This window comes from Candidatus Bathyarchaeota archaeon, assembly GCA_029882535.1.
In the GTDB taxonomy this organism is placed as follows: Archaea; Thermoproteota; Bathyarchaeia; order Bathyarchaeales; family SOJC01; genus JAOUKM01.
The window spans coordinates 42,453-67,789 of the sequence record JAOUKM010000003.1; the positions used below are offsets into that span (position 1 = coordinate 42,453).

Annotated in this window: 25 protein-coding genes and 3 tRNA genes; 11 read left to right on the forward strand and 17 right to left on the reverse strand. The window is 42.0% G+C overall.

The features are described 5' to 3' along the window. Positions 1 to 289 precede the first annotated feature (289 nt). Entirely contained in the window at positions 290 to 1,279 is a 990-nt protein-coding gene (locus OEX01_01830) for an NAD(P)-dependent oxidoreductase (GenBank protein ID MDH5447730.1), read from the forward strand. 91 nt (positions 1,280 to 1,370) lie between these two features. Here the strand turns inward: OEX01_01830 and OEX01_01835 are convergent. After that, positions 1,371 to 1,446 (reverse strand) — tRNA-Gln (locus tag OEX01_01835). A 77-nt stretch (positions 1,447 to 1,523) separates the two neighbouring features. On the opposite strand from OEX01_01835, the gene fen reads away from it, so the two are divergent. Both fen and OEX01_01845 read left to right on the forward strand, forming a co-directional pair. Then, positions 1,524 to 2,561: a flap endonuclease-1 gene (fen, locus tag OEX01_01840; protein ID MDH5447731.1), complete on the forward strand. Its 1,038-nt coding sequence runs from the start codon at positions 1,524 to 1,526 to the stop codon at positions 2,559 to 2,561. A gap of 132 nt (positions 2,562 to 2,693) precedes the next feature. Then, the gene (locus OEX01_01845) at positions 2,694 to 2,996 is read left to right on the forward strand and encodes a hypothetical protein (GenBank protein MDH5447732.1); all 303 of its coding nucleotides are present in this window, start codon (positions 2,694 to 2,696) and stop codon (positions 2,994 to 2,996) included. A 248-nt stretch (positions 2,997 to 3,244) separates the two neighbouring features. On the opposite strand, the gene OEX01_01850 is transcribed toward OEX01_01845, so the two are convergent. The 7 genes from OEX01_01850 to OEX01_01880 form a co-directional block, all read right to left on the reverse strand. Beyond that, a complete protein-coding gene (locus OEX01_01850; protein MDH5447733.1) occupies positions 3,245 to 3,571 on the reverse strand; it encodes a TRAM domain-containing protein in 327 nt (108 codons plus the stop codon). A 46-nt stretch (positions 3,572 to 3,617) separates the two neighbouring features. Then, positions 3,618 to 3,890: an OB-fold nucleic acid binding domain-containing protein gene (locus OEX01_01855; GenBank protein MDH5447734.1), complete on the reverse strand. Its 273-nt coding sequence runs from the start codon at positions 3,888 to 3,890 to the stop codon at positions 3,618 to 3,620. Positions 3,891 to 4,656: 766 nt separating this feature from the next. Further along, on the reverse strand, positions 4,657 to 5,838 hold the full coding sequence (locus OEX01_01860) for an ABC transporter permease (protein ID MDH5447735.1): 1,182 nt from the start codon (positions 5,836 to 5,838) through the stop codon (positions 4,657 to 4,659). A 7-nt stretch (positions 5,839 to 5,845) separates the two neighbouring features. Beyond that, on the reverse strand, positions 5,846 to 6,862 hold the full coding sequence (locus tag OEX01_01865) for an ATP-binding cassette domain-containing protein (protein MDH5447736.1): 1,017 nt from the start codon (positions 6,860 to 6,862) through the stop codon (positions 5,846 to 5,848). A 172-nt stretch (positions 6,863 to 7,034) separates the two neighbouring features. Continuing rightward, positions 7,035 to 8,318, reverse strand: a complete 1,284-nt coding sequence (locus tag OEX01_01870; protein MDH5447737.1) for an ABC transporter permease — start codon at positions 8,316 to 8,318, stop codon at positions 7,035 to 7,037. A 1-nt stretch (position 8,319) separates the two neighbouring features. After that, positions 8,320 to 8,994 carry an ABC transporter ATP-binding protein gene (locus tag OEX01_01875; GenBank protein MDH5447738.1) on the reverse strand — a complete coding sequence of 225 codons (675 nt, stop codon included), beginning with the start codon at positions 8,992 to 8,994 and terminating at the stop codon, positions 8,320 to 8,322. Between the two features lie 16 nt (positions 8,995 to 9,010). Next, entirely contained in the window at positions 9,011 to 9,490 is a 480-nt protein-coding gene (locus OEX01_01880; GenBank protein MDH5447739.1) for a PadR family transcriptional regulator, read from the reverse strand. A gap of 355 nt (positions 9,491 to 9,845) precedes the next feature. Here OEX01_01880 and OEX01_01885 point away from each other — a divergent pair, with 355 nt between their 5' ends. Continuing rightward, positions 9,846 to 11,225, forward strand: a complete 1,380-nt coding sequence (locus tag OEX01_01885) for an MBL fold metallo-hydrolase (protein ID MDH5447740.1) — start codon at positions 9,846 to 9,848, stop codon at positions 11,223 to 11,225. Between the two features lie 189 nt (positions 11,226 to 11,414). Here OEX01_01885 and OEX01_01890 read toward each other — a convergent pair whose 3' ends face one another. Continuing rightward, positions 11,415 to 11,690, reverse strand: coding sequence for a hypothetical protein (locus tag OEX01_01890; GenBank protein MDH5447741.1), 276 nt, complete (start codon positions 11,688 to 11,690; stop codon positions 11,415 to 11,417). 173 nt (positions 11,691 to 11,863) lie between these two features. Between OEX01_01890 and OEX01_01895 the strand changes: the two genes are divergently transcribed. Then, complete coding sequence (locus OEX01_01895; GenBank protein MDH5447742.1) at positions 11,864 to 12,052, forward strand: hypothetical protein; 189 nt, start codon at positions 11,864 to 11,866, stop codon at positions 12,050 to 12,052. Between the two features lie 331 nt (positions 12,053 to 12,383). Here the strand turns inward: OEX01_01895 and OEX01_01900 are convergent, their stop codons facing one another. After that, entirely contained in the window at positions 12,384 to 12,665 is a 282-nt protein-coding gene (locus OEX01_01900) for a hypothetical protein (protein MDH5447743.1), read from the reverse strand. Positions 12,666 to 12,803: 138 nt separating this feature from the next. After that, positions 12,804 to 13,973 carry a GNAT family N-acetyltransferase gene (locus OEX01_01905; GenBank protein MDH5447744.1) on the reverse strand — a complete coding sequence of 390 codons (1,170 nt, stop codon included), beginning with the start codon at positions 13,971 to 13,973 and terminating at the stop codon, positions 12,804 to 12,806. A gap of 205 nt (positions 13,974 to 14,178) precedes the next feature. Here OEX01_01905 and OEX01_01910 point away from each other — a divergent pair, with 205 nt between their 5' ends. Continuing rightward, the gene (locus OEX01_01910) at positions 14,179 to 14,787 is read left to right on the forward strand and encodes a DUF998 domain-containing protein (GenBank protein MDH5447745.1); all 609 of its coding nucleotides are present in this window, start codon (positions 14,179 to 14,181) and stop codon (positions 14,785 to 14,787) included. A gap of 1,121 nt (positions 14,788 to 15,908) precedes the next feature. Here the strand turns inward: OEX01_01910 and OEX01_01915 are convergent. Both OEX01_01915 and OEX01_01920 read right to left on the reverse strand, forming a co-directional pair. Continuing rightward, a complete protein-coding gene (locus OEX01_01915; GenBank protein MDH5447746.1) occupies positions 15,909 to 17,438 on the reverse strand; it encodes a right-handed parallel beta-helix repeat-containing protein in 1,530 nt (509 codons plus the stop codon). Between the two features lie 75 nt (positions 17,439 to 17,513). Beyond that, positions 17,514 to 17,588: transfer RNA gene (locus OEX01_01920), tRNA-Ile, on the reverse strand. Positions 17,589 to 17,681: 93 nt separating this feature from the next. Here OEX01_01920 and OEX01_01925 point away from each other — a divergent pair. The 3 genes from OEX01_01925 to OEX01_01935 all read left to right on the forward strand — a co-directional run bounded on the left by OEX01_01925 (position 17,682) and on the right by OEX01_01935 (position 19,515). Beyond that, positions 17,682 to 17,757 (forward strand) — tRNA-Arg (locus OEX01_01925). 63 nt (positions 17,758 to 17,820) lie between these two features. After that, entirely contained in the window at positions 17,821 to 18,975 is a 1,155-nt protein-coding gene (locus OEX01_01930) for a cysteine desulfurase (GenBank protein ID MDH5447747.1), read from the forward strand. 57 nt (positions 18,976 to 19,032) lie between these two features. Then, positions 19,033 to 19,515, forward strand: a complete 483-nt coding sequence (locus tag OEX01_01935) for an adenosine-specific kinase (protein MDH5447748.1) — start codon at positions 19,033 to 19,035, stop codon at positions 19,513 to 19,515. An 81-nt stretch (positions 19,516 to 19,596) separates the two neighbouring features. Here the strand turns inward: OEX01_01935 and OEX01_01940 are convergent, their stop codons facing one another. Further along, positions 19,597 to 20,631, reverse strand: a complete 1,035-nt coding sequence (locus tag OEX01_01940; GenBank protein ID MDH5447749.1) for a radical SAM protein — start codon at positions 20,629 to 20,631, stop codon at positions 19,597 to 19,599. Between the two features lie 137 nt (positions 20,632 to 20,768). Here OEX01_01940 and OEX01_01945 point away from each other — a divergent pair, with 137 nt between their 5' ends. Beyond that, entirely contained in the window at positions 20,769 to 21,500 is a 732-nt protein-coding gene (locus tag OEX01_01945; GenBank protein MDH5447750.1) for a glycosyltransferase family 2 protein, read from the forward strand. Positions 21,501 to 21,616: 116 nt separating this feature from the next. Beyond that, positions 21,617 to 22,372 carry a glycosyltransferase gene (locus OEX01_01950; protein MDH5447751.1) on the forward strand — a complete coding sequence of 252 codons (756 nt, stop codon included), beginning with the start codon at positions 21,617 to 21,619 and terminating at the stop codon, positions 22,370 to 22,372. On the opposite strand, the gene OEX01_01955 is transcribed toward OEX01_01950, so the two are convergent. The 3 genes from OEX01_01955 to OEX01_01965 all read right to left on the reverse strand — a co-directional run bounded on the left by OEX01_01955 (position 22,365) and on the right by OEX01_01965 (position 25,328). Then, positions 22,365 to 23,384 carry an AIR synthase family protein gene (locus tag OEX01_01955; protein ID MDH5447752.1) on the reverse strand — a complete coding sequence of 340 codons (1,020 nt, stop codon included), beginning with the start codon at positions 23,382 to 23,384 and terminating at the stop codon, positions 22,365 to 22,367. The two genes, OEX01_01950 and OEX01_01955, sit on opposite strands and share 8 nt — an antisense overlap. A gap of 110 nt (positions 23,385 to 23,494) precedes the next feature. Then, a complete protein-coding gene (locus tag OEX01_01960; protein MDH5447753.1) occupies positions 23,495 to 24,073 on the reverse strand; it encodes an ECF transporter S component in 579 nt (192 codons plus the stop codon). Positions 24,074 to 24,086: 13 nt separating this feature from the next. Continuing rightward, complete coding sequence (locus OEX01_01965) at positions 24,087 to 25,328, reverse strand: MFS transporter (protein ID MDH5447754.1); 1,242 nt, start codon at positions 25,326 to 25,328, stop codon at positions 24,087 to 24,089. Positions 25,329 to 25,337 lie beyond the last annotated feature (9 nt).

The following is a 25,337-nucleotide window of genomic DNA, read 5'->3' on the forward strand; positions in this document are numbered from 1 at the left end:
CTCTTCTAAAACTCCTACGTTTGCAAATCGAAAACGAATTGTATGCACACATTTTCAGAAGGCGAGCTATGCTCTAACAGGAGTTTTTGGTAGCCCGGATAGGTTCAAATATCGGTTTAAAATATCGGCGTTAAGGCACAATTCTCTATCCTTTAGGAAAAATACAACTAAAATAAGCTTAAAAGAAGATTTTAGTGTATGAAAATGCTTAAACGACTATCAAATCATTTGCTTTCAGAATCCATATATTTGTTTGCCTATTTTCTTTTATGAGTGAGGATAGAAAAACATGGGAATTAAAAATATTAAAAAGAAGGCATTGGTCACTGGTGGTGGAGGTTTTATCGGTTCAAGACTTGTCAAGACACTATTGCGGACAGGATTTGCGGTAACCGTTCTTGATGTTCAGCCCGGCTTTCTTAAAGGTGAAACTGACCCAAATCTAGAACTGATAGGTATACGAAGCGATGGGCTGCGTGGAGGCATGGCTGATAGAAGTCTGGTTGAACAAGCTGTTAAAAATGTAGACGTAATTTATCACTTAGCAATCAATTGGGATTGGGGTGCCCAGCCAAGCGCTCTCCGTCTCGCAGATTTATTTGACGTTAATGTTAGAGGCACCCTAAATCTTCTGGAAGTAGCTAAATTCCATGGAGTAAAACACTTTATATCTGCAAGCAGCTGCGCTGTTTATGGAGAGCCCGAATCTTCTCCTATAGATGAGGAAACATTGTGCAAACCTGAGTTGTCTCCAACTCATCTCTCCGCATATGGTATAATGAAGCTCACCACTGAGAAACTCTGCCTTATGTATTACCACCATTATGGAATACCAGTCACCACCTTTCGAATAGAAGTTGTTTTTAGTGACGATGAATCACTGCTGTCTGCTTTAAGTAGAGAATACATTGACAAGATAATTAGAAATGAAAATATAGGAGTGCTTGACGATGAAGGGTGTGCAAGCATACATGTTGACGAAGTTGTGGATGCTTTTTTACTGGCCACCTTAAACAATAAGGCATACGGTCATGTTTTCAATGTTTCAAATCCCGCAACCTACATTACTCATGGCGAACTCTACGAATTCATAATTCAGTTGACTGGTTCAAAGAGTAAAATCGAGGTAATCCCAAGTGGGCGGCGTATAAGCTGCATGCCCGAATCCATAGAGAAGATACAAAGAATCCTAGGTTGGAAACCTCAAAAAACCAAAGAAGACCTCAAAAAGGCAGTAGCTGAAACCGTTAAGTCGATCATATCATATTACAAGGCGTAATGTAGTAGACTAGCAATCAGCTGATACGGCGCTTTTCATAAACACGTCTCATTCAGCGAAATTTTCCATCAAAAGTCTTAAGAAAATCTTATGGTAGCCCGGGAGAGATTCGAACTCTCGTCAGAGGGTCCAAAGCCCTCTATGCTTGTCCACTACACCACCGGGCTCCACAATGCCTATACACGCAACCATCGTAAAAACCTTAACACACACTTACACATACCTATGAAGAACGGGAAAAACGTTGGGTGTCAACCTCACTCCAATAATGGTAAAGCAAATTCTTACCTTAAACGATTTAAGAGGAAAAAGCCTCGCAGTAGACGCCAACAACTACCTCTACCAATTTCTATCCATCATACGAACAAGAGACGGAAATCCCCTAAAAGATTCAAAAGGAAACATCACATCCCACATCGCCGGCTTAATGTTCCGCTCCACATGTCTAATACGCGATTTTAACATAGATCTTGTTTTTGTATTTGATGGGCAACCACCAGCGCTTAAAGGAGAAGAAATTAGAAAGAGACGTGAACAACGAGAGAAATCCTTTCGAGAATGGCAACAGGCACTGAAAGCCGGTGACTACGCTAAAGCCTTTTCAAAAGCGGTTATGACTAGTCGGCTAACACGGAGCATGATAGAAGACGCTAAAAAGCTGCTTAGACTGCTTGGAATCCCATACGTGCAAGCCCCAAGCGAGGCAGAAGCTCAAACAGCCTACATGACAATGCGGGGAGATGTTTGGGCGGCAAGCAGCAAAGACTACGACACCGTTCTCTTCGGAGCATCAAAACTAGTGCGGTTCTTAACAATTCACGGACAGGAATACCTGCCAAGCAAAGGAACAGCAAGACCGTTAAAGCCCGAACTCATAACTTTACACAAACTTCTTTCACATCATGAAATAACGCGTTTGCAACTTGTTGACATGGCAATCTTGATTGGAACAGACTTCAATGAAGGCATAAAGGGCGTAGGATCCAAGACTGCACTCAAACTTATCAAAGAATACGGAAGAATAGAAAAACTGCCAAGCAAATTTTTGTCAAAAACTCCGCCCCAATACAAGGAAGTCAGAGAGATCTACCTTAGTCCAAAAACCACATCCGAATACGATCTGAACTATAGTCCTTTACGTGAGGATGAGCTTTTCCACTTCCTTTGTGACCAAAGGGATTTCGCTCGAAAACGGGTGGAAACGGTTATTCAGAGAATGAAAGAAGTTTATGGGATAAAGAAGCAGGCAAGGCTTGAAAAATGGTTTAGCAGGTGTATATAACTGGTTTGCTTTACGCTAAATTTGGGGTCTTGCTGAAAATGGTTTAAATATTCTAAAAAAGACAGAAAAACGTCAGAAAGTTATTTAAGCCATTTCCACGAAAAACCTATGACGTCATGAGAGGCAGATAGAATGAGATCAGATTACGCCTTATACGTCGTAGCCATAATATGCTTCATAGTAGCGATCTGCACAACCACCATGAATCTACAAACCTCACTCTATATCTATGCAATAGTCGTTCTCGGCATAATTTTCATGGGGCTTGGATACATAGCGAGACCGAAAAAGGTGATGCTTTCACCAGCGACTACAGCACCACCTGCACCACCACCAGAATCATTGCCAGAAAAAACAGTAAAACCGGAAAAACAAGCAACGAAAAAGAGGGCACGAAAGAAAAAGACTACAAGAAGCCGAGAAAAGAAGACTTAATTGTCTTATAGTCTTATTCATCAGTTTCCATTTCTAGTTGCCTATTCTTTAAACTGGAGAAAATTGACTTGTAACCCGCTAAGATGTTTTCACTTCTTTGCGATTCAACATTTCGGTTTTCGCCAAAAAAGGTTTTCATAAATCAGAAATAAAAGCAGTTTATAGTCTGAGGTGAGCATTCTCATAGAAATGAGAACCTAAAGATGCTGCAGAAATTGAAAGAAGGATGAGGTTCGGTTGCGTTTTTCTTATTCTGTTTCTTCGCCTTCCGTAGTTTCGCTTTCCTCTGTAACTACTTCTACCTTCGCCTCTGCAGGCTTTTCTTCTGCTTCCCCGACTGCTTCTGCCTCAGCAAACCTTCTGCTTATTCTAGTTATGCGTATTTTCACATGATCGCCTGGTTTCGTGTTTGGTATAAAGCATACTAAGCCTTTGATTCGCGCTATTCCTTCGCCTCGACGACTGGTTTCCAGAATTTCAACATCATATTCTTTTCCTATTTCAACTGGTTTTGGGGGGAAACGTCTGGGACCGTAGTCTCTGTCGGTTCTTCTTCCACGCCTTTCATAATGCATTCTTTCACCTCTTTGTAGTTCGTTAACAAGTAGCCTGACCTAGAATTTAGGAAGTTTGCGTTACCGTTAGCTGCCCGTATCGGCCTATGTTGAGTTGGATTTCTCCGCGGAACGATGTTATGTAGCCGTTTTGGATCTTGACTGTGTCGTTTTCGTTGACTTGTTCTATCTGGTCGTTCCACAAGGTTAGTTTTATTTGTCCAGTGTCGTCGCTTATCATTGCGTTTGCTACGCGATATGTTTCGTTCTTGTATCTAGACATGACTTCGCGGGCTGCTGTCTTTTCTAGAACCTTCGCCTCCACGTCTACCTGTTTCATTCCATTTCTTAAATCCTTTATTTTCAATTTTCTCCTCCCGTTTTGTTTACTTTTTCCGCTAGGACGAATTCTCTGTTGACTTTGACTGTTTTGACTGGGCATTCTTGCTGAAATGCCATTGGTTTGGCCATGTTTTTTGGCGAAACCTTTGCAACTGTTTTTCTTGCAGTTTCGTTTGTTCTGGAAGCCGTCTTGGCATATGTGCTGTTCGTCCCTTAATGCGATGCTGGTCACCAAAACGGAACCCATGTAAAAAGTGGCGAGAGGCTACTTTTACATGGTGCTGCTCTGGCAAGCCAGTGGTGTTGAAGGAAGATTGCGTTGAATATAAGTTTTATTATGGTCATTGGTATGGTGTTGAAAGGCTTGCCTAGGGAATATTATTTCAAAAATCGTATTACAGCTTAGAATGGAGATATCTCCCGCAAATCCCCCATTTCTTTTATATTTCCTTTAATGTCGTTGCAAAGCACGCGCTATAAGTTCTTTGAAAGTTATGCTTTTCCCGTAACCGAATGGTTTTTTATTCAAGCTCTATTATTGGTGGTTTTTTCAGCCGTTTTTCCACATATGTTCTCTAAAAGGCTTGCCTATCCACCTCTTCAAACTGACTGATATCTTATGAGTTCTTTTTAGATGGTCGCTTCTCTTCTTTTTTGGTATGGTTAAATCGCTGTGTTTACATTCTATTAATGGTTTGCCTTTCATATCTAGGAATCTTACATCAACTTTGTTGAGTTGGTACATGTGTGCGTGAGGTTCAGCCCTACTTGGTCATGGCTCTCTTGAACACTGGTACTGCTATTATCGTCATGATGATCCCAAATCCTATGAGTACTGCAAGCTCAGTGGTTATTACGGACACCCCTGCTCCAAGTACCATAACTTTCCTCAGAGCTGTTGCTACGTATGTCAGTGGGAGGAATTTTGAGATTCCCTGCATGTACCAAGGCATCTGCTGTATCGGGAAGAACACGCCACTGAGGAACATCATAGGAAATATTAAAGTCATCATCAACATCATGGCTGTCTCTTGATCCTTCGCAAAGGACGTTAACACAACGCCAAAGCCAACGAAGCTGAACACCCCCAACAAAAGCAATGCAAAGACTAGCAGAATACTCCCATGAATGGTGACGCCGAACAGAGCCACTGCCAATATCAGTATGAGAGTCCCTTGGAGTAAACCCCTAGCCGTCTGGGCAAGGGTTTTTCCAAGTATTATAGCAAGCCTGTTGATAGGAGCCACCATCATTCCGTCCAACGTGCCAACCTCCTTCTCGTGGGAGATAGCTGCAGGGAGCCCTGTCATAACGCTCATCATCACCGTCATGGCCATAATCCCAGGAGCTATGAAATCGAAATAACTGAAGTGTCCTGGGATGGATCCTTCTGTCTGGACACTGTAGGGCTTCACGATCGCAAGTGAGTTGCTTTCATTAACCGTTGAGTTTAGCTCCTGAACTTTTTGTTGTGCCAGCCATGTGCCTATCTGTTCAAACACTTCCTTCAAAGCGATCTGCAGCAGCGTCGACATTTGGGGATTAGACTGGTCGGTTACGATTGTAATTGTTCCCTGTTTTCCACTTATGAGGCTTGAAGTGAAGTTGCTGGCGATTACTATGCCTCCTTCAACGTCTCCCCTCTGGATCATGTCTCTTACTTCATCGAAACTTGAAGCATCAGTAATGGTCATCATACTCGTGTTATTGTTCAACGTCTCCAAGGCCATGATGAGCATTGCGCTGCCGTCTCCCTTGTCCTCGTTCACTAGGGCGATGGATATTTTGCTTATGGATGTGTCAGAGGGATATATGAAGCCAACCATGCTCATCATGAATATTGGCATTAACACGAGCATAATCAGCCCTAATTTGTTCCTAAACAACTCCATTAGGTCCTTCCAAGCAACCATGAGGCTGTGGGAGATCATACTTTTGACGCTCATTCGGGCCTCACCTCACCCTCCGCCGTGGCATAAAATGCCTGTGCTCTCTCAATGGTATTTTTCGATCTGCATTGTCTCTAACTTCGCGACCAGTGACGTGTAGGAACACATCTTCAAGTGTGGGTTCAAGGTTTTTTACTGAGGTTATCTTGGCCTTCTCGGCTCTTATGGCATCGATAATAGCGTCGAATGTTTCGTCACCATTAGCATGAATCTTGATGTGCGTGGCGTTGTCCTGAGAGACGGAGTTGACGCATTTTAGAGACTGTATCGACGCGACCATGTTTGTGGTGAGATTTGCTATCTCTAGTTCCAAGATAGTTTCGTCAGCTCCTGAAACAAGCTTTTTCAGATTTGTTGATGTATCAAGGGCGACGATTTTTCCATGGTCTATGATGCCTATGCGGTCGCAGAGCATGTCAGCTTCAATCATCATGTGTGTTGTGATGATGATTGTCGTCTTCTTTTCTCTATTGATTTTCCTTACGAACTCTCTAACTTCGACTGAGGATTGAGGATCTAGACCTAGTGTGGGTTCATCTAGGAATAGTACTTCTGGCATGTTAAGCAATGCCCTTATTACATTCATCCTCTGCCTCATACCTGATGAGAAGGTGCCCACCTGAGAATCTTTCCAATTACTTAGTTGAACCAGTTTTAGGAGTTCGTCTATCCTTTTGTTGAGAATTTCTTTTGGGATATTGTAGAGTTTTCCGAAAAACCACAGATTTTCTTTGGCTGTTAAGCGGTCGTACATTATTATTTTTTCAGAAACTAGGCCAATGAGTTTCCTGACCTCATGGTCATCCTTTACTACGTCGTAGTTGCCGACTGTGGCTGTGCCCTCCGTGGGCCTAGTTAGTGTGGAGAGCATCCTTATTGTCGTGGTTTTACCAGCTCCATTAGGACCAAGCAAACCGAAAACCTCGCCTCTTTTCACGTCAAATGAAATGTGATCTACTGCTGCGAGTTCATTGAATTTCTTCGTGAGGTTTTTGGTTTCGATCATCATGGTACTTACCAAGTTAGACACCAACTGGGTTTATGTGGTGGGAAGAATCTCAGAGTAAGATATAATCTTTCTTGACAGGGTAGTTCAATAACCTTTAGTGGCGCCGCTGGTAGGATTCGAATCCCATCCACAGTGGAGATATCTCTTACATCATCTTCTTTTTCTAAATGCATGCATCATCATCTCACTCATATCTGAGAGCATCTACTGGTTTACGTCTTGAAGCTTGCCAAGCTGGATAGATTGCAAATACTACACTAATTACTACGCCGAATGCAAGGGATCCTATAAGCACTGTTGGAGTTAGAACTGGGGTTATCGTCATTCCACCGACTGTAGCTGCTTGATTTCCCCCTGACATGCCGAAAGGGCCTCCTCCACTAAAAACTCTTGCAACTACGTTTGCTAAAACCCAACCTGAAGCTATGCCAAATATTGCACCCATCAACCCAACTATCACTGCTTCGCTTAAGAAAATGGAAAGCACCGTTCGACTTTTCATGCCTAACGCCTTCAGTATACCTATCTCTCTTGTACGCTCCATCAAAGAAACAATCATAATATTCATTATGCCTATGCCAGCCACCAAAAGTGAGATGGCAGCAATTCCAGCTAAGAAAAGTTCTACGGTGGAGAAAACACTTGACATAATATCAAGCACAGCTATTGAAGAAACGACAGAGACTTGATCGCTAAAGGCTTCATCTATGGCTTCAGAAACACTCTCAATCGTTGTTTTATCATCGTTTTCCAACTGCACAATTATTTGATCACATTCATCGGTTCCAAAGAAACTTTGAGCTTGCGAAATCGGAATGTAAACACTAAAATCTGAAGGCCCAATGCCGAAGCCTCCAATCTCCTTAAGAACAGCCGTAACATGGCCAGTATAAGTCTTAACTTGGTACAGCGAGGGAGTCCAAATGATCTCAATTGCATCATTTACATCGAATAATAATGTCCCATTATCCCCGGGGTCACTGACCAACTTCCCAACTACAACTGTTTCATTGTCTGGATCTAAAGGTGTTTCACCACGTTCAGCGACAAAAGTGCTACTGTAAATATTAGCATATTTGGCGAAATCTACACCTACAATAGTAACCGTGAGCTCTCCTTCTGTAGAATTAAGGTTACACAGCTTCTGAATTACAGCCGTTGACATTTCAACATTTTCTATTTCATCGATTATTTTTGTATAATTAACTAGCAATTCGAAATCTGATTCAACTGCGGTCATTGCGCCAGGATTCATACCGAGGCCTCCCCCAGTAGAAACAATCAATGTGTCGGTTGCGAATCCTGTTTGAAGTTGGTCAGTTATGGTAATTTGGAGACCTTGGCTAATTGACAGCAAGGCAACGATAGCTGCAATGCCAATGATTACTCCCAGAGTTGTTAAGCCTGCACGGAGTTTCCTTAGTTTTATTGCACCGAAAGCGTATGAGAAAACATCACTTATATTCATCCTAGTTCACCTCTTCCTGAACTATCAAGCCGTCAGCCATGTGCACTATTCTTCCAGCTTGTGATGCTATGTTCTTGTCATGGGTGATCACTACCGTTGTCATGCCTCTCTTTTTGTTCAATCTATTAACAAGCTCCATTATTTCGTGTGCAGTTTTGGAATCTATGTTTCCGGTGGGTTCATCCATTAGGAGAAATTTCGGATTGTTTGCAAGGGCTCTGGCAATTGCCACACGTTGACGTTCACCACCACTGAGTTCAGCCGGTTTATGGTTAATTCTTTCCTTCAAGCCCACTGATTCGAGGAGTTCTGTGGCGCGTTTCTTTCTCTCTTTCTTGCTCAAGCCGAGTATTGCCATGGTCAATTCAACATTTCCTCTTGCAGTTAGCCGTGGAATTAGGTTGAAGAATTGAAATACGAAGCCTATTTTACGCCGCAAATCAGCTAATCCGTTGTCATGCAATGTGGAAATGTCAACGCCTTCTATGAAGACTTTTCCGTCTGTTGACTTGTCCAAGGCACCAATTATATTAAGCAAAGTGGATTTTCCACTTCCAGAAGGGCCGAGAATTGCGAGAAAATCACCCTTTTCAATTCTCAAATCCACACCCACTAGGGCTTCAACCGGGACCTTTCCAAGCATGTAGGTCTTTCGAAGATTAGCTGTCTGAATGATTGGTGTTGTCAACCCGTCATCCCTTCTTGATTCTCTCGATTATTTGCTCGAGTTTTTCAGCGCTATCATTCAGAATTTGCGCTACTTCTCTTGCAGTTTGCGTAGTCAGATTTTCCTTTAGGGTTAGTCGCAGATCGAGGAGTGCAGTAACAAGTCGTCTGGCAGGTTCTCTGATCTCTCGCAGCTTCTCTCCATTGATGCCCATCTGGAAACCTCCTACTAATATAGGTGCCAAAAACTCCAACTTTTTCCTAAGTCTTTCTCCAAACTTTGCTTGTTCTTCAAAGAATTTTTCTCCTTCCTTTGTAAGCTTGTAATGTTTCATTCCAACTTCATCTTTTGGAAGCTCTTTTGTGTAGCCTTTGTTTTGAAGCTGCGCTAGAAGTGGATAGATTGATCCAGGACTTGGCTTCCATCGTCCGCCAGTTTCTTTCTCAATTTCATCCACGATCTCTGCTCCTGACATCGGCTTTTCTTTCAGCAGCTTAAGTACCAAGAATCTAAGGAGACCTCTTGGTACACCTGCTGTGCGCTTCATCCTGCGGTCAAATTCGTGTGGTGGATGCTCGAACACTATATCACCAGAGATATTGCTAAAGATATCACATGCGATATATAACCTTTTCGTTTAGTCAGTAACTGTAAGAGGAGAATAATGGGTAGCTGGGAGAGATTTGAAGCCTCTCCAACTGGAGATATCCCCCGCATGCAATCGAAGTCTATTCTAAAAGTCATAAAAACTGAAGCAGAAGACATACATGCGTATGCATGCAGGTCGATTGTTTTTGAATTGAGATTTTGGGTTCAGAACCGTTAAGCTATTCTGCCGATTATGTGAAAGATGTGGTTGAGTGAGAGTTAATGGTGGCGTGGTTGAAATGGTGAGTTTAACGTTTTACGGTGGAGTGGATGAGATTGGTGGAAACAAGGTTTTGTTGGAAGATGGCGATGTCAGGGTTTTCTTGGATTTCGGTCAATCTTTCACTTTGGGTTGTGGATTTTTTACGGGTTGGCTTTCTCCTAGAGGCATCAATGGATTAGGGGATTATTTTGAGTTTGGTTTGCTGCCGAAGTTGAGGGGTTTGTATGCGGAGGAGCAGCTGCAGTTCACGGATGTTCCTTATGTGAAGTCAAGGTTTGACGCTGTGTTTTTGTCTCACGCGCACTTTGATCACATAGAACATGTCCAGTTTTTAGATCCAGAGATACCGGTGCATCTTGGTGAGGGCACTAAGCTGTTTTTGGAAGCGATGGAGAAAACCAGCAGCTTCTGTGATTATGGGGAGCATCGGTTTCAGAGGTTTAGAACTGGAGACAGAATCAAGGTTGGCGACCTTGTGGTGGAGCCTGTTCATGTCGATCATTCGATTCCTGCTGCTTACGGCTTCTTAGTCCACACGTCTGAAGGCACGATTGTGTATACCGGGGATCTTAGGAGTCATGGTCCCAAGAAGGATATGACTGAAGAGTTTGCTGAAAAGGCGCATACATCTGAGCCTGCCGCCATGATATGCGAAGGCACCAGAATGGTTGAAGAGGAGCGGAGAAAGAACTATTCTGAGCAGCAGGTTGAAACGCTAAGCGGCAAAGTTGTTGCTTCAACCGGTAAGATTGTGTTTGTCACTCGTTACAGTAGGGACATGGACCGGTTCAGAAGTTTCTATAACGTGGCTAAGAACACAGGTAGAAAGATTGTTATTTCTCCAAAAACGGCTCATTTGCTGAGCAGACTTGTGGAAGACAGACGCCTTGATCTTCCTGACCCGTTGAAGGACGAGAATATTCTGGTTTACTATAAGCGGAAAAAGTCTGGGAAGTTCGAGGAGAAGGACTATTATGTTTGGGAGCGAGATTTCATGGATAAAATGGCTACGTATGAGTCTGTGCACGAGAATCAGGGTAAGCTGGTTATGGACTTGGATTTCTATCAGTTTGCAGAACTAATCGACGTTAAGCCGAGTCCAGGCAGCCATTTCATCCACAGCATGAGCGAACCTTACAGTGAAGAAGATATTGAAGATCAGGTAATGCATAACTGGCTGAACCATTTTGAAATGCAGTTTCATCAGCTGCATGCTTCCGGGCACATGAATAGACACCAATTGACAGATCTAATCAACTGTATCAAGCCGAAGAGAATATTTCCAGTACACACGGAAAACCAGCATTTATTCAAGAAAAAATGCAGTAACGTTCAGACGATAGAATATGGGAGAGAATACACATTATGATGGGATGAGTAGACGTTACGCTTCTTCTGCTTCCATATCTTCTTAATCTATTTCTGATTCCCAGGATTCGGCGCATGTGGAACATAGTCCCTGATGATTCCGCATTTTTGTCAGCCATCATGGAGGTATCCTCTGCAATCCCCTATTTTTTCAAGGATCTACGTGCGTGTGTTTTACAAATTTCACTTACTATACATATTTCGCACGCGCTAGATTGTGATATCGGCGAGAAGCGGTACGTGGTCGCTGAAGCTTATTTCGACCTAAACTCGCTTTGCAAGCCTTCTTAATTGCGCCGGCAAGAATCTTCAGAATTTCTTCCAAACTGTGAAGCTCTTGCGGAATATATAATTCACCTGAGAGTTCCAACTTAGAGGCTGCAACGTTCAACCCGAGATGGCGAAGCTTATTTTCAATCGTTTTCGGCTTTCGGTCAAATTTTCCAGCCAAAGCCTTAATGCTCATGCGTTGCTTTGTAGCTGTTCAATAAGCTGTTTCTCCTCTTCATTGCCCCAATGAGACATTAGAAATCGCGCTCTAAATGTACTTGTACCAAATTTTTTTTAGTACAGTACATTTCTTTCAGTTTTCTCTTAATGGGATTTTTGAACCGTAGATGTTTCCAGCCAAACATGACGGTGAGGAATCGTAAACTTTCGATTCCCTTTGAAGCAGATACTGCGTTGCTAAATGACCCCTTTTTTGGGTTTGAAACCTTAAACGTTGAGGAGATAGAAATAATCCTTTGCATACAATGGTTCACATCTTCGCTTGGCAGGAGGAATAAACATGGCAGCGGCGCAGTAGGATTGCGCAGCGAAAGGTGACTAACCATGCGTAAAGGTAGCTCAATTGTCCTTGTCCAGAAAAAAAATTGGGGCAAAGACAATTGAACAGAGGAGAAGGGAATTTTTCGGATAAGACTTGGACTGTTGAAGCTGAATTCGAATACATCTGCACCACACCCGACGAAGTCATGTTTTTCCGCAAACGCAAGTGACCACTAAATATTTTTTTCCAGTGTAGCTGGAGAAATGATATAGTGGGCCGGGATAGTGTGATAAGTCTCGTTTGGAAGTCTCGAAATTCGAGATTTCGCGCGCATTTTGGCAGATTGTAGAATTTAGAAGAATAGAGTTCTTTTGGGAATGATTTTCTTTATTTCAATGTTTTTTGTTTTTTGTGAAATTTCTTTGCTTCTTCTTCCATTTTATCGAGTCTCGTGTAGTAATCTGAAAATTCATTCAAGTGTGCCAGAGCAATTTTGCCGGTCATTATCGGATCATCATTAGTTACATTAGTGTCGGTATCTATCTTGCCATGTTCGAGCTCTACATCCAGCCCCATTCTAAATTGTTCAACATCAAACTTGCTCCAGTTTATATTAAGTGCTTCACCTATTTTCTTAGCTTCCTCAGTTGAAAAATGTTTCTTGTTCATAGTTCTTACTAACTTAATAGAAAATAAAAATTTATCGCGTCTAGCAAATACCTTTATTCGACTTATCTGATTCGAATTGTTTGAAAGGTTTTAATCTGACATTGATTTGCGCGCGCATTTAAATTAGAGACTTGCGTCTTAATGCGCATTCAGTTTTTTCCGGATTTTTTTCAGAATGCTATTCCAAGCAGATGTTCCATGTTTGCTCTCGAATTCTTTACAGCTCATCAAAAAGTCTATGTAGAGCCATCCGTTGTCTACTGCTTTTTCAAGATATTTGAGGACACCATTGTCTTCTCCAATTGCGGCTTTTGCATAGGCTACGCGGAAGTAGTGTGTGCCGAGCTCTTGAGGCAGTATTTCACGGAGCCATTTCGGCAGTTCTTCTGGTGGTGTCGCAAAGAATTTCTCGTAGCTTTCGATGGCTTCTTTGTATCGTTTTGCCCTGAAGTGGGCTTGAGCTGTTTCTTCAAGGTGATGGGCCTCGTTAGCGCATGCGTAGTATTGGATGTACTTTCTCTCCAGTTTGAATCCTACTTTCTCGGCGACCCCGATCGAGCCTAGGTTGTATTCGTCACAGTGCCAACCGACTTGTCTGAAGCCGCTTGACAGAGAGTGGTCGACGGCTGCTGCAGCTGTGAGAGTGGCCAGTCCCTGTTTTCTGTAGTCTTCACGCGTGTGTATACCGATTTCGCAGGCGTTGCCGCTTACGCAGTCAGCAATGCTCCAACTGACAATCCGCTTGTCAAGTAATGTGCAGAAGCCGAAGCCTTTCTTCATGAAGTCGGAGATGGAGCCCCAGTTTGTCTTCATCCAACCCGTTACGTGTTCTGGAATCTCCAAGTGGGGCGTTCGCAGGAGTTTTTCATCTATGCGTTGGATCTGAAATCCCTTTGGAACATGATCCATCCAGTGGTCTACTTTCAACTCAGTGCAGACGTAGTGCCTGCGCGCCGTTGTCAGCGGAGTCCTCCCTTGGAATATGATGGGCATCTTTTCCTTCCATGAATCTGGATGGAAGCCTATTGCAACGTCGGTTTCATCCTTCCTGACAGTGTCTCCGGCGAAAATCCTCGCAAATATGAGTTTGTTCAGAGAGGTGTTGAACTCATCGTTGTTGTCATATCCTGCCAGGTAGTATCCTTCAACGGTGCACATGAATGCTGTTCTCGGATCCTCGACACGATCTGCATAGACTCTTCCGGGGCTGGTTCCCTCGATGACAGCACTCGTGATTAGGTTCCACTCTAATTCCTCGAATAGTGGTTGAACCTTCTGGTAGTCCCTCTTTCTGAGCTCGTGTATCATCCTATTTTGTCCCACAAAGGGACTACAGCCAATTATATGAACTTAACTGCCAAGCTCAAGCTTGCAGTGGGCAGGGTGGGATTCGAACCCCACCCACAGTGGAGATATCTCCCAATATCCCTTCCCCCGCAAACTCCCCTTTTTTGTTTAATACACGCGTAGGATTTAAGTGAAGGTGTGATCTAAACATCAAAACGGGGAAATTATGAACATCTTTCAGATTTTAGCAATTTGTGGAATGCTTAGTCCAATCGTATATACCGTTATGTGGATTCTTGGGGGCATTTTGCAGCCAGACTATAGTCATATTCAAGATGATATTAGTTCACTATTTGCAGTTGGCGCTCCAAACAAAGGACTAATGCAGTCTTTCATTATTGCTTCTAGTGTTTTGCTGTTTGTATTTTACATTGGAGTACATGATGGGATAAACAATGGTGGAGGTTCAATTGTAGGACCTGTTTTATTTTTAACTAGTTCAGTTTTGGGAATACTCGTTGCTCTCTTCTTCCCTCTTGATGCTGGGGGTGAAATAATCACTCTCAGAGGGAAGATGCACCTAATTCTTGTGGTTGGGTCGGGATTATTAACAATTGGTGGGATGGTGGCACTGTGGTTTCGATTACAGTTGGTAGAAGTATGGAATACTTTTGCAACCTATTCACTCATTTCCGCGATAGTTTCACTAATTCTTGTAATTATCTCAGGGATATTCATCAGAAGCAAATATAGGGGTCTGCTTGAAAGATTAGGAGTCTATCCCTATCAACTCTACTACTTTGTACTTAGTCTGATGGTTTTTCTGAATAATTAATTATTCAATCAAAATAAATGATAACCGTTTAGTTTTACGCGCGCGCATGTCAACTGTGTAGTTTGCTTTCTCCATACAAGATAGCATCATTTGTTCGTAATCCCAGATTGAGTGTATTCATCGTACACAGGAGTACATAAATAAGTCTTATATTCATGCGCGCGCGGGTTTGTTGAAGTGCGGGGGGTCGGATTTGAACCCCGGACAAAAGGAGATATCTCCCGATGTGGGACTTATAATGTCTGATATCTCCACTACATGATAAGTGCAGTTAGCTAATAAATAGACATGGAAGATTCTTCTAGTATATCTTAGGGAGTTCTCTATTATTCTTATTATCAGTACCGTTACCAGATTGTACCTTTAGACCAGATATAGTAGTACTACCGTCCCTTTCCGTCCTCATTATCCGTCCCTCTGGAAACAACTTTAACACTCCAGAAACAAACCTATCCTTCCCTGAAACAGATCCAACAACAATCAGAAACACTCCTATAATCTGGATACCCTATGATTGGTAAATTACAAAATACAACCGTCCACTAGGGTTATGGTTATTGGGGTAGGGTTGTCATGACTGTTTTCTGGGATTATCTTCCTCTGTTTTCTAGGCTAGGTCTTTGGTTGGTCTCTCTGTTATCGGTTGTTGTCTCTGTTGCCTCTAAGTTCCCTTTTAGATTATATTTACTGTATACTAATCTCTTGTCTTTCAACCACAGAATCAGTACTTAAAGATAAAGGAAACCAAAGGTACTCTTTCATAAAATTTCTGGAATATAACCTAACGGTTCAAAGGGAGACCAGCTATATGAATAATGAGGCAATAGAGACAAGCCATGTAGTACAGAGAGGATGGATAGAACAGAGAGACCCTCAATCACAAGTATACATGAAACTCTACTAAGTTCTTTAAAGCCCCTAGTCTAATGTCTCTCCCTATTCTCAAATTTTCCAACCGAACTGCATCCGTGTTCTCCATCTCAAACCCTAAAACCAATGGAGTCATTAATAAACCCTCTAACACAGTTTTTATCGTGATACACCGATACACCTAAGGGCATCCAAAAGAGACTCAAATCAAGGCTATTCTAAGGAAAGGGGCATAGGGGGAGGAGAAAGGTTCAAGGAACAAACGAACAAGACTCGAAAACCTGAACGTGATTAACCTGTGTATGTACTTTGTTAGAATGTTTTCTTTTGTAGATCATGACTGCTAGTAGTGTTGCCATCATGAATAGCGGTAGAATGAGGAATGATGGAAACTCTGGAATTATCACTATTTCGTGCAATGAATATGGGTGGGGGTAAGCGACGTATATCCATCGATGGGTGCCGTTGTCATATAGTGTGTTGTTGAAGAAAAGGGGTGTCACTGTTCCATCATCGATGACAACGTTGATCCAAGTGACTTCTGGATCTATCAAATTATGCGGTATTGAGACTCTGCAGAAGCCAAAAGTCTGTTCTGTTGTAGCGTTGCGAACTTGTATTGTAATCCAGCCCTTAGTCTCTGCATAGTTGAAGTATGTTACTGTGGAGTTGGAAACAACGCTGACATACTCACCTGCAGAAGTGTTGAAATTGTGAAAAGGGCCCATCAATGGGTACATGTCCACGTTATTTGCGTTGATAGTGTGGTTCGTATCACCTATCCCGTCATGGTTTGAGTCAACACCAGTGTAGTTGCTCCAGTAGTTACCCTCAATACCATTGTCTAAGAAGTTAAGATTGGCAGGATTGGAAACATCCATGTGATTCGTGTTGTTGACGAATGCGTTATGGTATATTCGCATATTAAAGGAGTACCAGTCAAGGAGGACACCGTACTTCTTGTTGTTCGCAATGTTGTTTCCGATTATGCTATGGTTTAAGGCCTGCTCAAAATATAATGAATAATTGTTGTTTTCTATGTTGTTTCCTGAGACGGTGTCATAAACCGTATCCATACCAAAGAAGAACCCTGTGTCGCAATTTGTTATGTTGTTCCCCGATATAATGTTGTAGCTTCCAAAGATGTCGATGCCTATGTACTTCGCCTGTACGTTGTTCCTGTAGAGTGTATTATTGTCTCCGCCAAGAGCGATGCCGCCATTGTTTGCCGTCAGATTGTTTCCTATGATTTCATTGTCTGAAGAAGCCCAGATATGGATACCGCTAAGGTTGTTGTTTATCTCATTTTCTGAGATGGTGACATTAGAAGAGAAGTAGACTCGCACGCCTTCACCGTCACTCTGATATTGAATGGTGTTATGCCTGATTGTTACTTGGGAAGTGGAATTCAAGAAAATGCCATCAGAGAAGTCAGAAATCACCAAGTTCGTAATCGTCACATTGTGTCTTCCAGTGAGTTCTATCCCAATGGCATACACAAGTAATGGTGAACGTGAGAAGTGATTATTTGCTCCATCAAGCGTCATGTTGTCTCTTTCGATTATCATTCCAGTGGCGTCGCCATCAACCATAATGTCACCAGTGAACGTGTAGACATCACCGTTTCTTTGGATTGGCACCCAAGAAGGATCAACGTCACCATTGGCCTTAATGTAGACTGTAAGAAGTTGCGCTTCAACTCTATGAACATTAATAGATACAACTAACACTCCCATGAGAATCATAGCCAAAAACATCAAGAGAACAGGCTTCTTGCTCAAGACATCTCACCTATTTTAGCTTAGACTCAATTACTAGGTAACTTCAGTTTTTAGGACTTGTGGAAGAAACTCAAGTGGGCCGGGAGAGATTTGAACTCTCGACCTTTCGGTTATCAGCCGAACGCTCCAGCCATACTGAGCTACCGGCCCACAACTCAGCTGTAAAATTAGAAATAAACAACTGCTAATTATAAGCATTTTCAGAAAGAAACTCTTTAATCACCTATTCTCTATCTCTTGTGTGGGTCCGTAGCCTAGTCTGGATTAAGGCGCTGGCCTTCGGAGCCGGAGACCGGGGGTTCAAATCCCCTCGGACCCGCACTGGAAATAAGTTAAAATATGCTTGGGTATCTTCCTTCTTTACCAGAGGAGTGGATTAGCCATCAGAAAAGTCTATGTGGACTATGCTGCCACAACTTCCGTCGATCCACGTGTAGTCAAAGCTATGCAGCCCTATTTCACCAAGTTTTATGGTAACGCTTCTTCACTGAACTCTTTCGGTGTCGAAGCCAAAAAAGCCTTGGAAACGTCTAGAGAGACAATAGCTAGGTTCATGGGCGCTGACGCAAACGAACTAATATTCACGGGGAGTGCAACAGAAGCTAACAATCTTGTGCTGAAAGGGCATGCTTTTAAAAAAGGAAAAGCCAGATGCCACATTGCGGTTTCTACAATTGACCATGACTGCATATTAAACTCGGCAAAATGGCTGGAGAAGCAGGGGTTTAAGGTCACGTACTTACCAGTTGACCAATATGGCTTACTGAAAATGGACGCTCTTGAAGAAGCGTTAAAAGAAAACGTGACTCTCGTATCCGTCGTTCACGGAAACAATGAAATCGGAACAGTTCAGTCAATCGAAGAAATTGTGAGAACATGCCACGAACACAATACCTCTTTCCACACAGACGCAGTTCAAAGCTTTGGCAAACTACCCATCAACGTCAAAAAAATGAACATCGACTTCATGACGATTAACGCACATAAACTATATGGACCAAAAGGCGTTGGCGCTTTGTACATCAATAAAAACTTCAAAATTGAACCTTTAATACATGGTGGTGGACACGAATTCGGCCTAAGATCGGGAACCGAAAACGTGCCAGGAATAGTAGGTTTCGCCAAGGCAGTGGAACTTCGAAAAGAAGAGATGAAGCCAGAGGCAGAACTACTCACTTGTCTACGTGACAAGCTGATAAAAGGCACTTTAGAAATTGAAGATACGTATCTTAATGGTCACCCTACGAAAAGACTTTCCAACAATACAAATTTCCGATTCTCTTACATAGAAGGAGAAGCCGTGGTTCTAGGCCTCGACACGGAAGGAATAGCTGCATCCTCAGGGTCTGCTTGTTCCTCAATGGCTGGAGAACCAAGCCACGTGCTTCTCGCCATCGGATTAAAGCCAGAGGAAGCTCGTGGCAGTTTAAGACTCTCGCTTGGAAAGTATAATACCGAAGAGGATATTGACTACATTCTTCAAGTATTACCGAAAGTTGTAAAACGACTCAGAGCAATGTCGCCATTAAGACCTTAACCAAACAGAATAAAGACAGATAACACAATACTAGTTCAGAAGTGATGGTGAGACAAGTTGGATGTTAAAGTGGTGAAAATTGAGGCGGTGAAAGACTGCAATGTTATTTTGGGCATGGCACATTTCATCAAAACCGTTGAAGATCTTTACGAAGTATTAGTAGAGTCAGTTCCAAACATAAAATTCGGTGTAGGCTTCTGCGAAAGCTCTGGTCCGTGTTTGGTGAGAAGCGAAGGCAACGACGACGAACTGAAACATCTAGCGACTCAAAAAGCATTTGAGCTTAGCTGCGGTCACTGTTTTATAATTTTCATCAAGAACGCCTACCCCATCAACATCTTAAACAAAATTAAACAAGTGTCAGAAGTATGCACCATTTATGCCGCTACAGCCAACCCGTTGCAGATTATTGTGTGTGAAACGGAGCAAGGAAGAGGAGTACTTGGTGTGGTAGACGGTTTAAGAAGCAAAGGAATCGAAACTAAAAGCGATGTCAAGGCGAGAAAGGAGTTTCTCAGAAAAATTGGCTACAAACTCTAACTAAATCCTTCTTAAAAATCTTCACCTTTGCCAGTTCACAATTCAATTTTTGTCTTACCAAACATTGAAGCCTAACATGTTTTAGCGGGTCAATATTGTTTTGGCGTTTTTCCATTGGTCCCTTACTATTTCTATGTTGCCTTGGATATTTGCATGTAGGGAATAGAACATGTAACACATGTAGGAGCATTTTTTGCATTTCCGGTACATTTTTCTTGAGTTCTCAAATCTTTGGCTGTTCCATACTTTAGGTAAGTCAAAAACTGTGGCAACAGGTTGTTCAAGATGACAACCAGCCACATTTCCAAGCGGGTCTATCATGAAAAAGGATTGAAGAGCTTTACATTCCCAGGTTCTTTGTCCAGTTAAGTGTAACTCTTTCAAGGTGTTTAGCATTTTTTTTGTTATGAGAATTCCTTGACATTTGTCTTTCTTTTCTGCAAGTGCGTCGCAGATTTTTGCAAAAGCCTCATTGTCCATGATTTCAAGTTCTTTGTCTTTCTCCCCTATTTGAAACAATGGCTGCGCAAGAGAGTCATGTTGATATAAACAATAAAGAACGGGAATTCCCTTCTCAGTAAAATGTTCAGTGAAATCCAGTATCTCATGCATGTTAAGTTGTGAGATGGTAGGAGAAACTCCTACAGTTATTCCTTGGTTATGCAGAGTTTGAACTGCATTTAACGCGTTTTTCCAAGCACCGTGAACACCTTTTAGATAGTTGTATTTTTTCTCGTCTAATGTGTCGAGGGATATGGCGACGAAATCGGCTTTTTGTAAAGCGTCTATTTTTTTTACAGCTTGACTTCCATTGTCATAAATTGTTGTGATAAAGTATCGAGAGGCATAATCTATTATTTCCCGAATGTCTTCACGTAAAAGGGGATTTCCTCCAGAGAGAACAATTTCTATTACTCCCATTTTGCGAAGAACATCTAATCCTGCTTTCACTTCATCGGTGGAAAGCTCCGCTGTCGGTTTCTGGTCTCGCCATACATCACAGCTTTTGCAGCGATAATTACACCGACGTGTAAGCATCCATTGCACGTGATGAGGCTTGTTAAAGGCGAGAGAACGCTTGAATAAACCAAGAACTTTGGAAGGCGAGAGCCTCATTTAAGATGCCCCATTGAGGATTTTTACTCTTAAGCTAAGAGCGGTCGGTTATTTAAGCACAAATGTTATAAGTGTTTTGTCAATTGAAAGAGCCTAGTAGATCTTTAAGCACCACCCACTGCAGAGTTGAACATCTAATGAAGGTAGATGTAGTCGTCTTAACAAAGAACAGCGAAAGAACATTAAGGAAGTGTTTAAGCTCCATCTACAATTATGTTCCAGTTAACCGACTAATTGTGGTGGATGGTTTTTCAACAGATAAGACTTTAAAAATAATTAGAAAATTCAACAAAAAACACCATAATGTTGTTCTCCTTAGTGAAAAAGGAACAAGAGGAAAGGGAAGACAAAAAGCTATAGAAGCGGTCACGACTGAATGGTTTGTGTTTGTTGACAGCGACGTCATCTTATGCAAAGGATGGTTCAAGAAGGCAAAGAGGCTTATAAAAGCTGATGTGGGTGCAATTTGGGGAATAGAAGTTTGGTCGGTGCTGAAAAATATAACCGTCTTGAAATTGTTTGAAAGAGTTACACTGAAGATTTTTGGAAAAAGAGGTGGAACCCACGACTTACTGGTGCGACGTGAAGCAGTCAAAGATATCCACATTCCTTCTAATCTACATGTGTATGAAGACGCTTACATCAAATCGTGGATTTGTAAGAAAGGCTACAAGGTGGTTTCCGCCTATGAGCCCTACTGTATTCATTACCGACCACCAATTGTTTGGACAATAAAGAAAAGTATCTTCTTTGTTTCTAATGAACTTAAATTTGCCATTCGTTATCCTCAGTTGTTGCTGTCGTATGCATTATACGCCGTCATTGTTTTATACCAGAATATGTTGCGTAACATTAGAGCCAAGAGTTAAAACTAGTTTTAGTTGGAGAAGAGAAGTAAGCGCTGACATTTCGATTACTTTAAAATCCTGTAGACATGAAAGTTACGTAGAAAAAGAAAGCGCTTAACCTTGGCAGAAGAATTGAAATGACCGTTTCAGTCGTTATCAGATGTGCTGGTCGGGAAAAACTGTTCAGCGGTGTCTTAGATTGTCTGCTAAATCAAACAGTTATTCCTTCTGAAATATTGATTGTTATGGATTTTATCAGTGAAAAAGAAACAAGATGCGTGAGTAGACGCTTGGAAAGTTATTCTAACTCTAGACTTCTAACATTCAAACATGAAGATTTTTCACATCCCTATTCGGCGAATCTTGGAGTGGCATCTTCCAAAGAGGAGCTCGTGTGTATAACTAATGGACATTCGCTGCCAACGTCGTTGCATTGGCTGGAAAGTGGATTGAAGCACTTTGAACGTGAAGATGTTGCGGGCGTAAGTGGCTTTTTCTTACCATCAGACAAAGGATTTGGAAAGAGACTTTTTTATCTAGTTGAGAAACAGATGAAGGGAATACGTTGGATTTCCACAATAAACTGCATCATTCGGAAATCAAGATGGGAAGAATATCCTTTTGACGAAAACTTGTTAAACATAATTCCAGAAACGAAAAAATACGGCGGAGAAGATTATGACTGGACTTTAGAAATGCTTGCAAGGGGATATAAGATAGTTTTAGATCCAGACTTCAACGTTATTCACGCTCATGAAAAAGACATTGTATTTGAAGTCTTCAGAAACTTGAGAAACTATTTTGTTTACAAAAAACTGCAGGAAAAAATTAAGAGATTAGAAAGACCGAGGCAAGCCTCCGAATACTTGAAGAAAAAGCATGTAGTTAACTAATAGGCTTTTTTTCTAAGGCTAGCCAAAGATGATCAGACACTGGTCTAACCAATTCTTCCACATGACCATTTCTACGTACTATCAGTTGTTTCTTTGGAGAAGGCAGAAATTCACCTATAACAGCCGCAGCAATCTTGTTTTTCTCTAAAACTTCCACAACTTTGTCGGCAGAGCCTTTTTCCACAGCAATTAACAAGCTTCCAGAGGCAATAAGTTGCAATGGGTCAATTTGGAAGAATTGGCATATTTTCAGTGTTTCCCCGGTGATTGACAGTTTTTCTTCATAAACTTTGAAACCTACATTTGAAGCGTCGGCTAATTCGTGTATTCCACCAGCAACTCCTCCTTCTGTTGGGTCATGCATCGCCGTTATGCAACCTGTTTCGAAGGCTAAGATGGCTTCTTTCACTACACTTATGTGGTTGAAAAACCCCTCAGCCCTTTTCAACATTGATTTTCCTATTTTTCTTGCAAGTTGAGTGTGTCTATCTGTGGCTAGAATTGCTGTACCTTCCATACCTACAGATTTTGTAAGTATCAGCATGTTGCCAGCCTTCGCTCCTCGCGCTGTTACATAATGTCCTTTCTCAGCTATGCCCATACAACAACCGACAACTATAGGAAATGGCAAGTTAGGAGTGGTTTCTGAGTGACCCCCTGTCACGGCTATGCCGAGTTTTTTAGCACCAAAGTCTATTTGCCTGCAAATGGTTTCTACAGTTTTTTCTGTTACGTTTTCAGGCAGTAGAAGGCAGGAGGAGAAGAAGGCTGGTTTTACGCCGAAGGTGGCTACGTCATTCGCGTTTATGTTCACCGCTAGCCATCCTATTCTTTCCAAGGCTCCTGTGATTGGATCCATAGAAGTGATGAGTAACCTGCTTCCAATTTCAATTACGGCTCCGTCTAAACCGTAAGATGGACCTACAACCACTTCTTTGCGTTTTGTGCCTAAATGGTCAAAGACTATTTCTTCGAGGATTTTCGGCGGAACTTTACCAGCAGGAAGTTTCATACGCTAGTAACCTCACAGTGTTTGAAATTACCTTTATTCTGGTCTTGCTATCAATTAGTAGCATTAATAACAGAGGCTTAAAAACTAAAATGTGCAGTGTATCGAAAAAGTTAGCTTCTTAGAATTTCAGGCAATCTTTTTCGTACAATCACAGCTATGGGAATCCCTACAAGTCCTCCAATAACTATTTGACCTATATTTCCAGGAATCTCTAATAATGCGTCTCCTATCCCCCACAAATAGAATTCAGTTATGAAATATCCGACAATCATTTCAACGCCAGCTACAATCACGGCGAGTATGTCTCGAAAAACGCTTTTTTTATCGGTAATGAGACCTGCAAGGAAGCCCTCTACGCCTTTTATGACTAAGGTTGGAATTACAAATACCGGAAATCCAATCAAATCTGCTAATGATGAGCCAACTCCTCCAGCAACACCGCCGACGATAGGCCCGAAGGTTAATGCACTGACGAAAACCATTACGTCTCCAACGTTAAAGTATCCTCCCATAGGATTCGGAATTCTGATAAGTAGAGTTGCTACGCAAACTAGCGCCGCCATAACTGTCCACAGTGATATTTGAATTAACCTTGCTTTAGTAGAGTCGGTTTGCATGGCTTCTAATGGGAGAGATCTCATATAAAAAATGTGCTTAGCGTTGTCGATCTTCGGTTCAAGTTTCTTCATGCTACCATTATGCTTATTCTTCTTTTTTTTCCGGTTCATGAACCAGAGCAAGCGTCAGAATAAAAGAGGGAACAATAGAAACCATTGCAAGAAAGAAAGGCAGCTGGGGGGAAACATGTTCATACAAGAAACCCCCCAGCAGACTACCAAATGCCATAAATACGAAGTTTACAAAGTTTGTGAAACCATTTACCTTTCCACGTTGTTCCTTCGGAGTTAAATCAGCTTGTAAAGCACCGAAAGCCGAGTTCATCATAACCTGTCCTACACCCACCAATACAAGAGAAACAAAAAGCCTCAACAAGTCTCCATTTACAAAAAACCACATCGAAATCCCGAAAATTACATATGCCGCTAAGAGAGGCAGTTTTCTGTTGAATTTGTCTATAATTTTCCCAATAGGAACAGCTAAGACTATCATCGTGATAAACAACGCAGTGAGAATGAACGGCCATACAGCTTCGTCTATTAAGAGCTCTTTTACGGCATATACGACAAAGTAAAGTTGAACTGCAGCGAATCCAAGAGTGGTAACCACTCCAGAAAGGAATAAGTAAAACATCGAGCGAGGTAGGGTTTTCCAAACGCCAAAGCTCTCTTTCAGAGCAGTCGGATAGCTTTGCAAAAGCTCACTTAAACTGGGCTTCTGAGCATTTGTCACAGTCTCCTTTAATCGCAGTAATCTGAGGGTCGCTGCAATTAAGAAGAGAACCACGACAATGCAATAGCTTATTCTCATACCTAGAGCCAAGCCAAACTGGATGTAAAGTATGCCTGCGACAAAAGGTCCAGGAGTGGTGGAAGCACTTGTTATAAGCATTATTATGCCAAACCCCATGCCTCTTCTTTCAGAGGGCACAGAATCGGCGATCATCGCCATCAAGGCTGGCTGATAGGTTGAGTTAAACAAGCTCATTAAAACCGCTCCTAGCAAGATAAAGTGCCATGAAGGAGCTATAGCGTAGAGAATGAAAGAAAGCGCTACCCCGAAAGTCATGGAAGAAATAAGCCATTTTCTGCCAAACTTGTCTGCCAAATATCCGCCTGGAAACTGCATAGAAGCCAAGGCTAGAAATGAAAAGAGTCCTATCATACCAAGAATTGTTTCCGTGGCACCTAGCTCAAGAACATAAAGTGCATAATAAGTTGCTGGGAGTTCCATAGCGAAATCTATGAGAATCCAGCTTATCACAAGAATGGCATAGTTGCCTTTAATAAAGGCGAATTCTTTCCTCAACCTATCAATAAGTGGCATTTTTTCTTC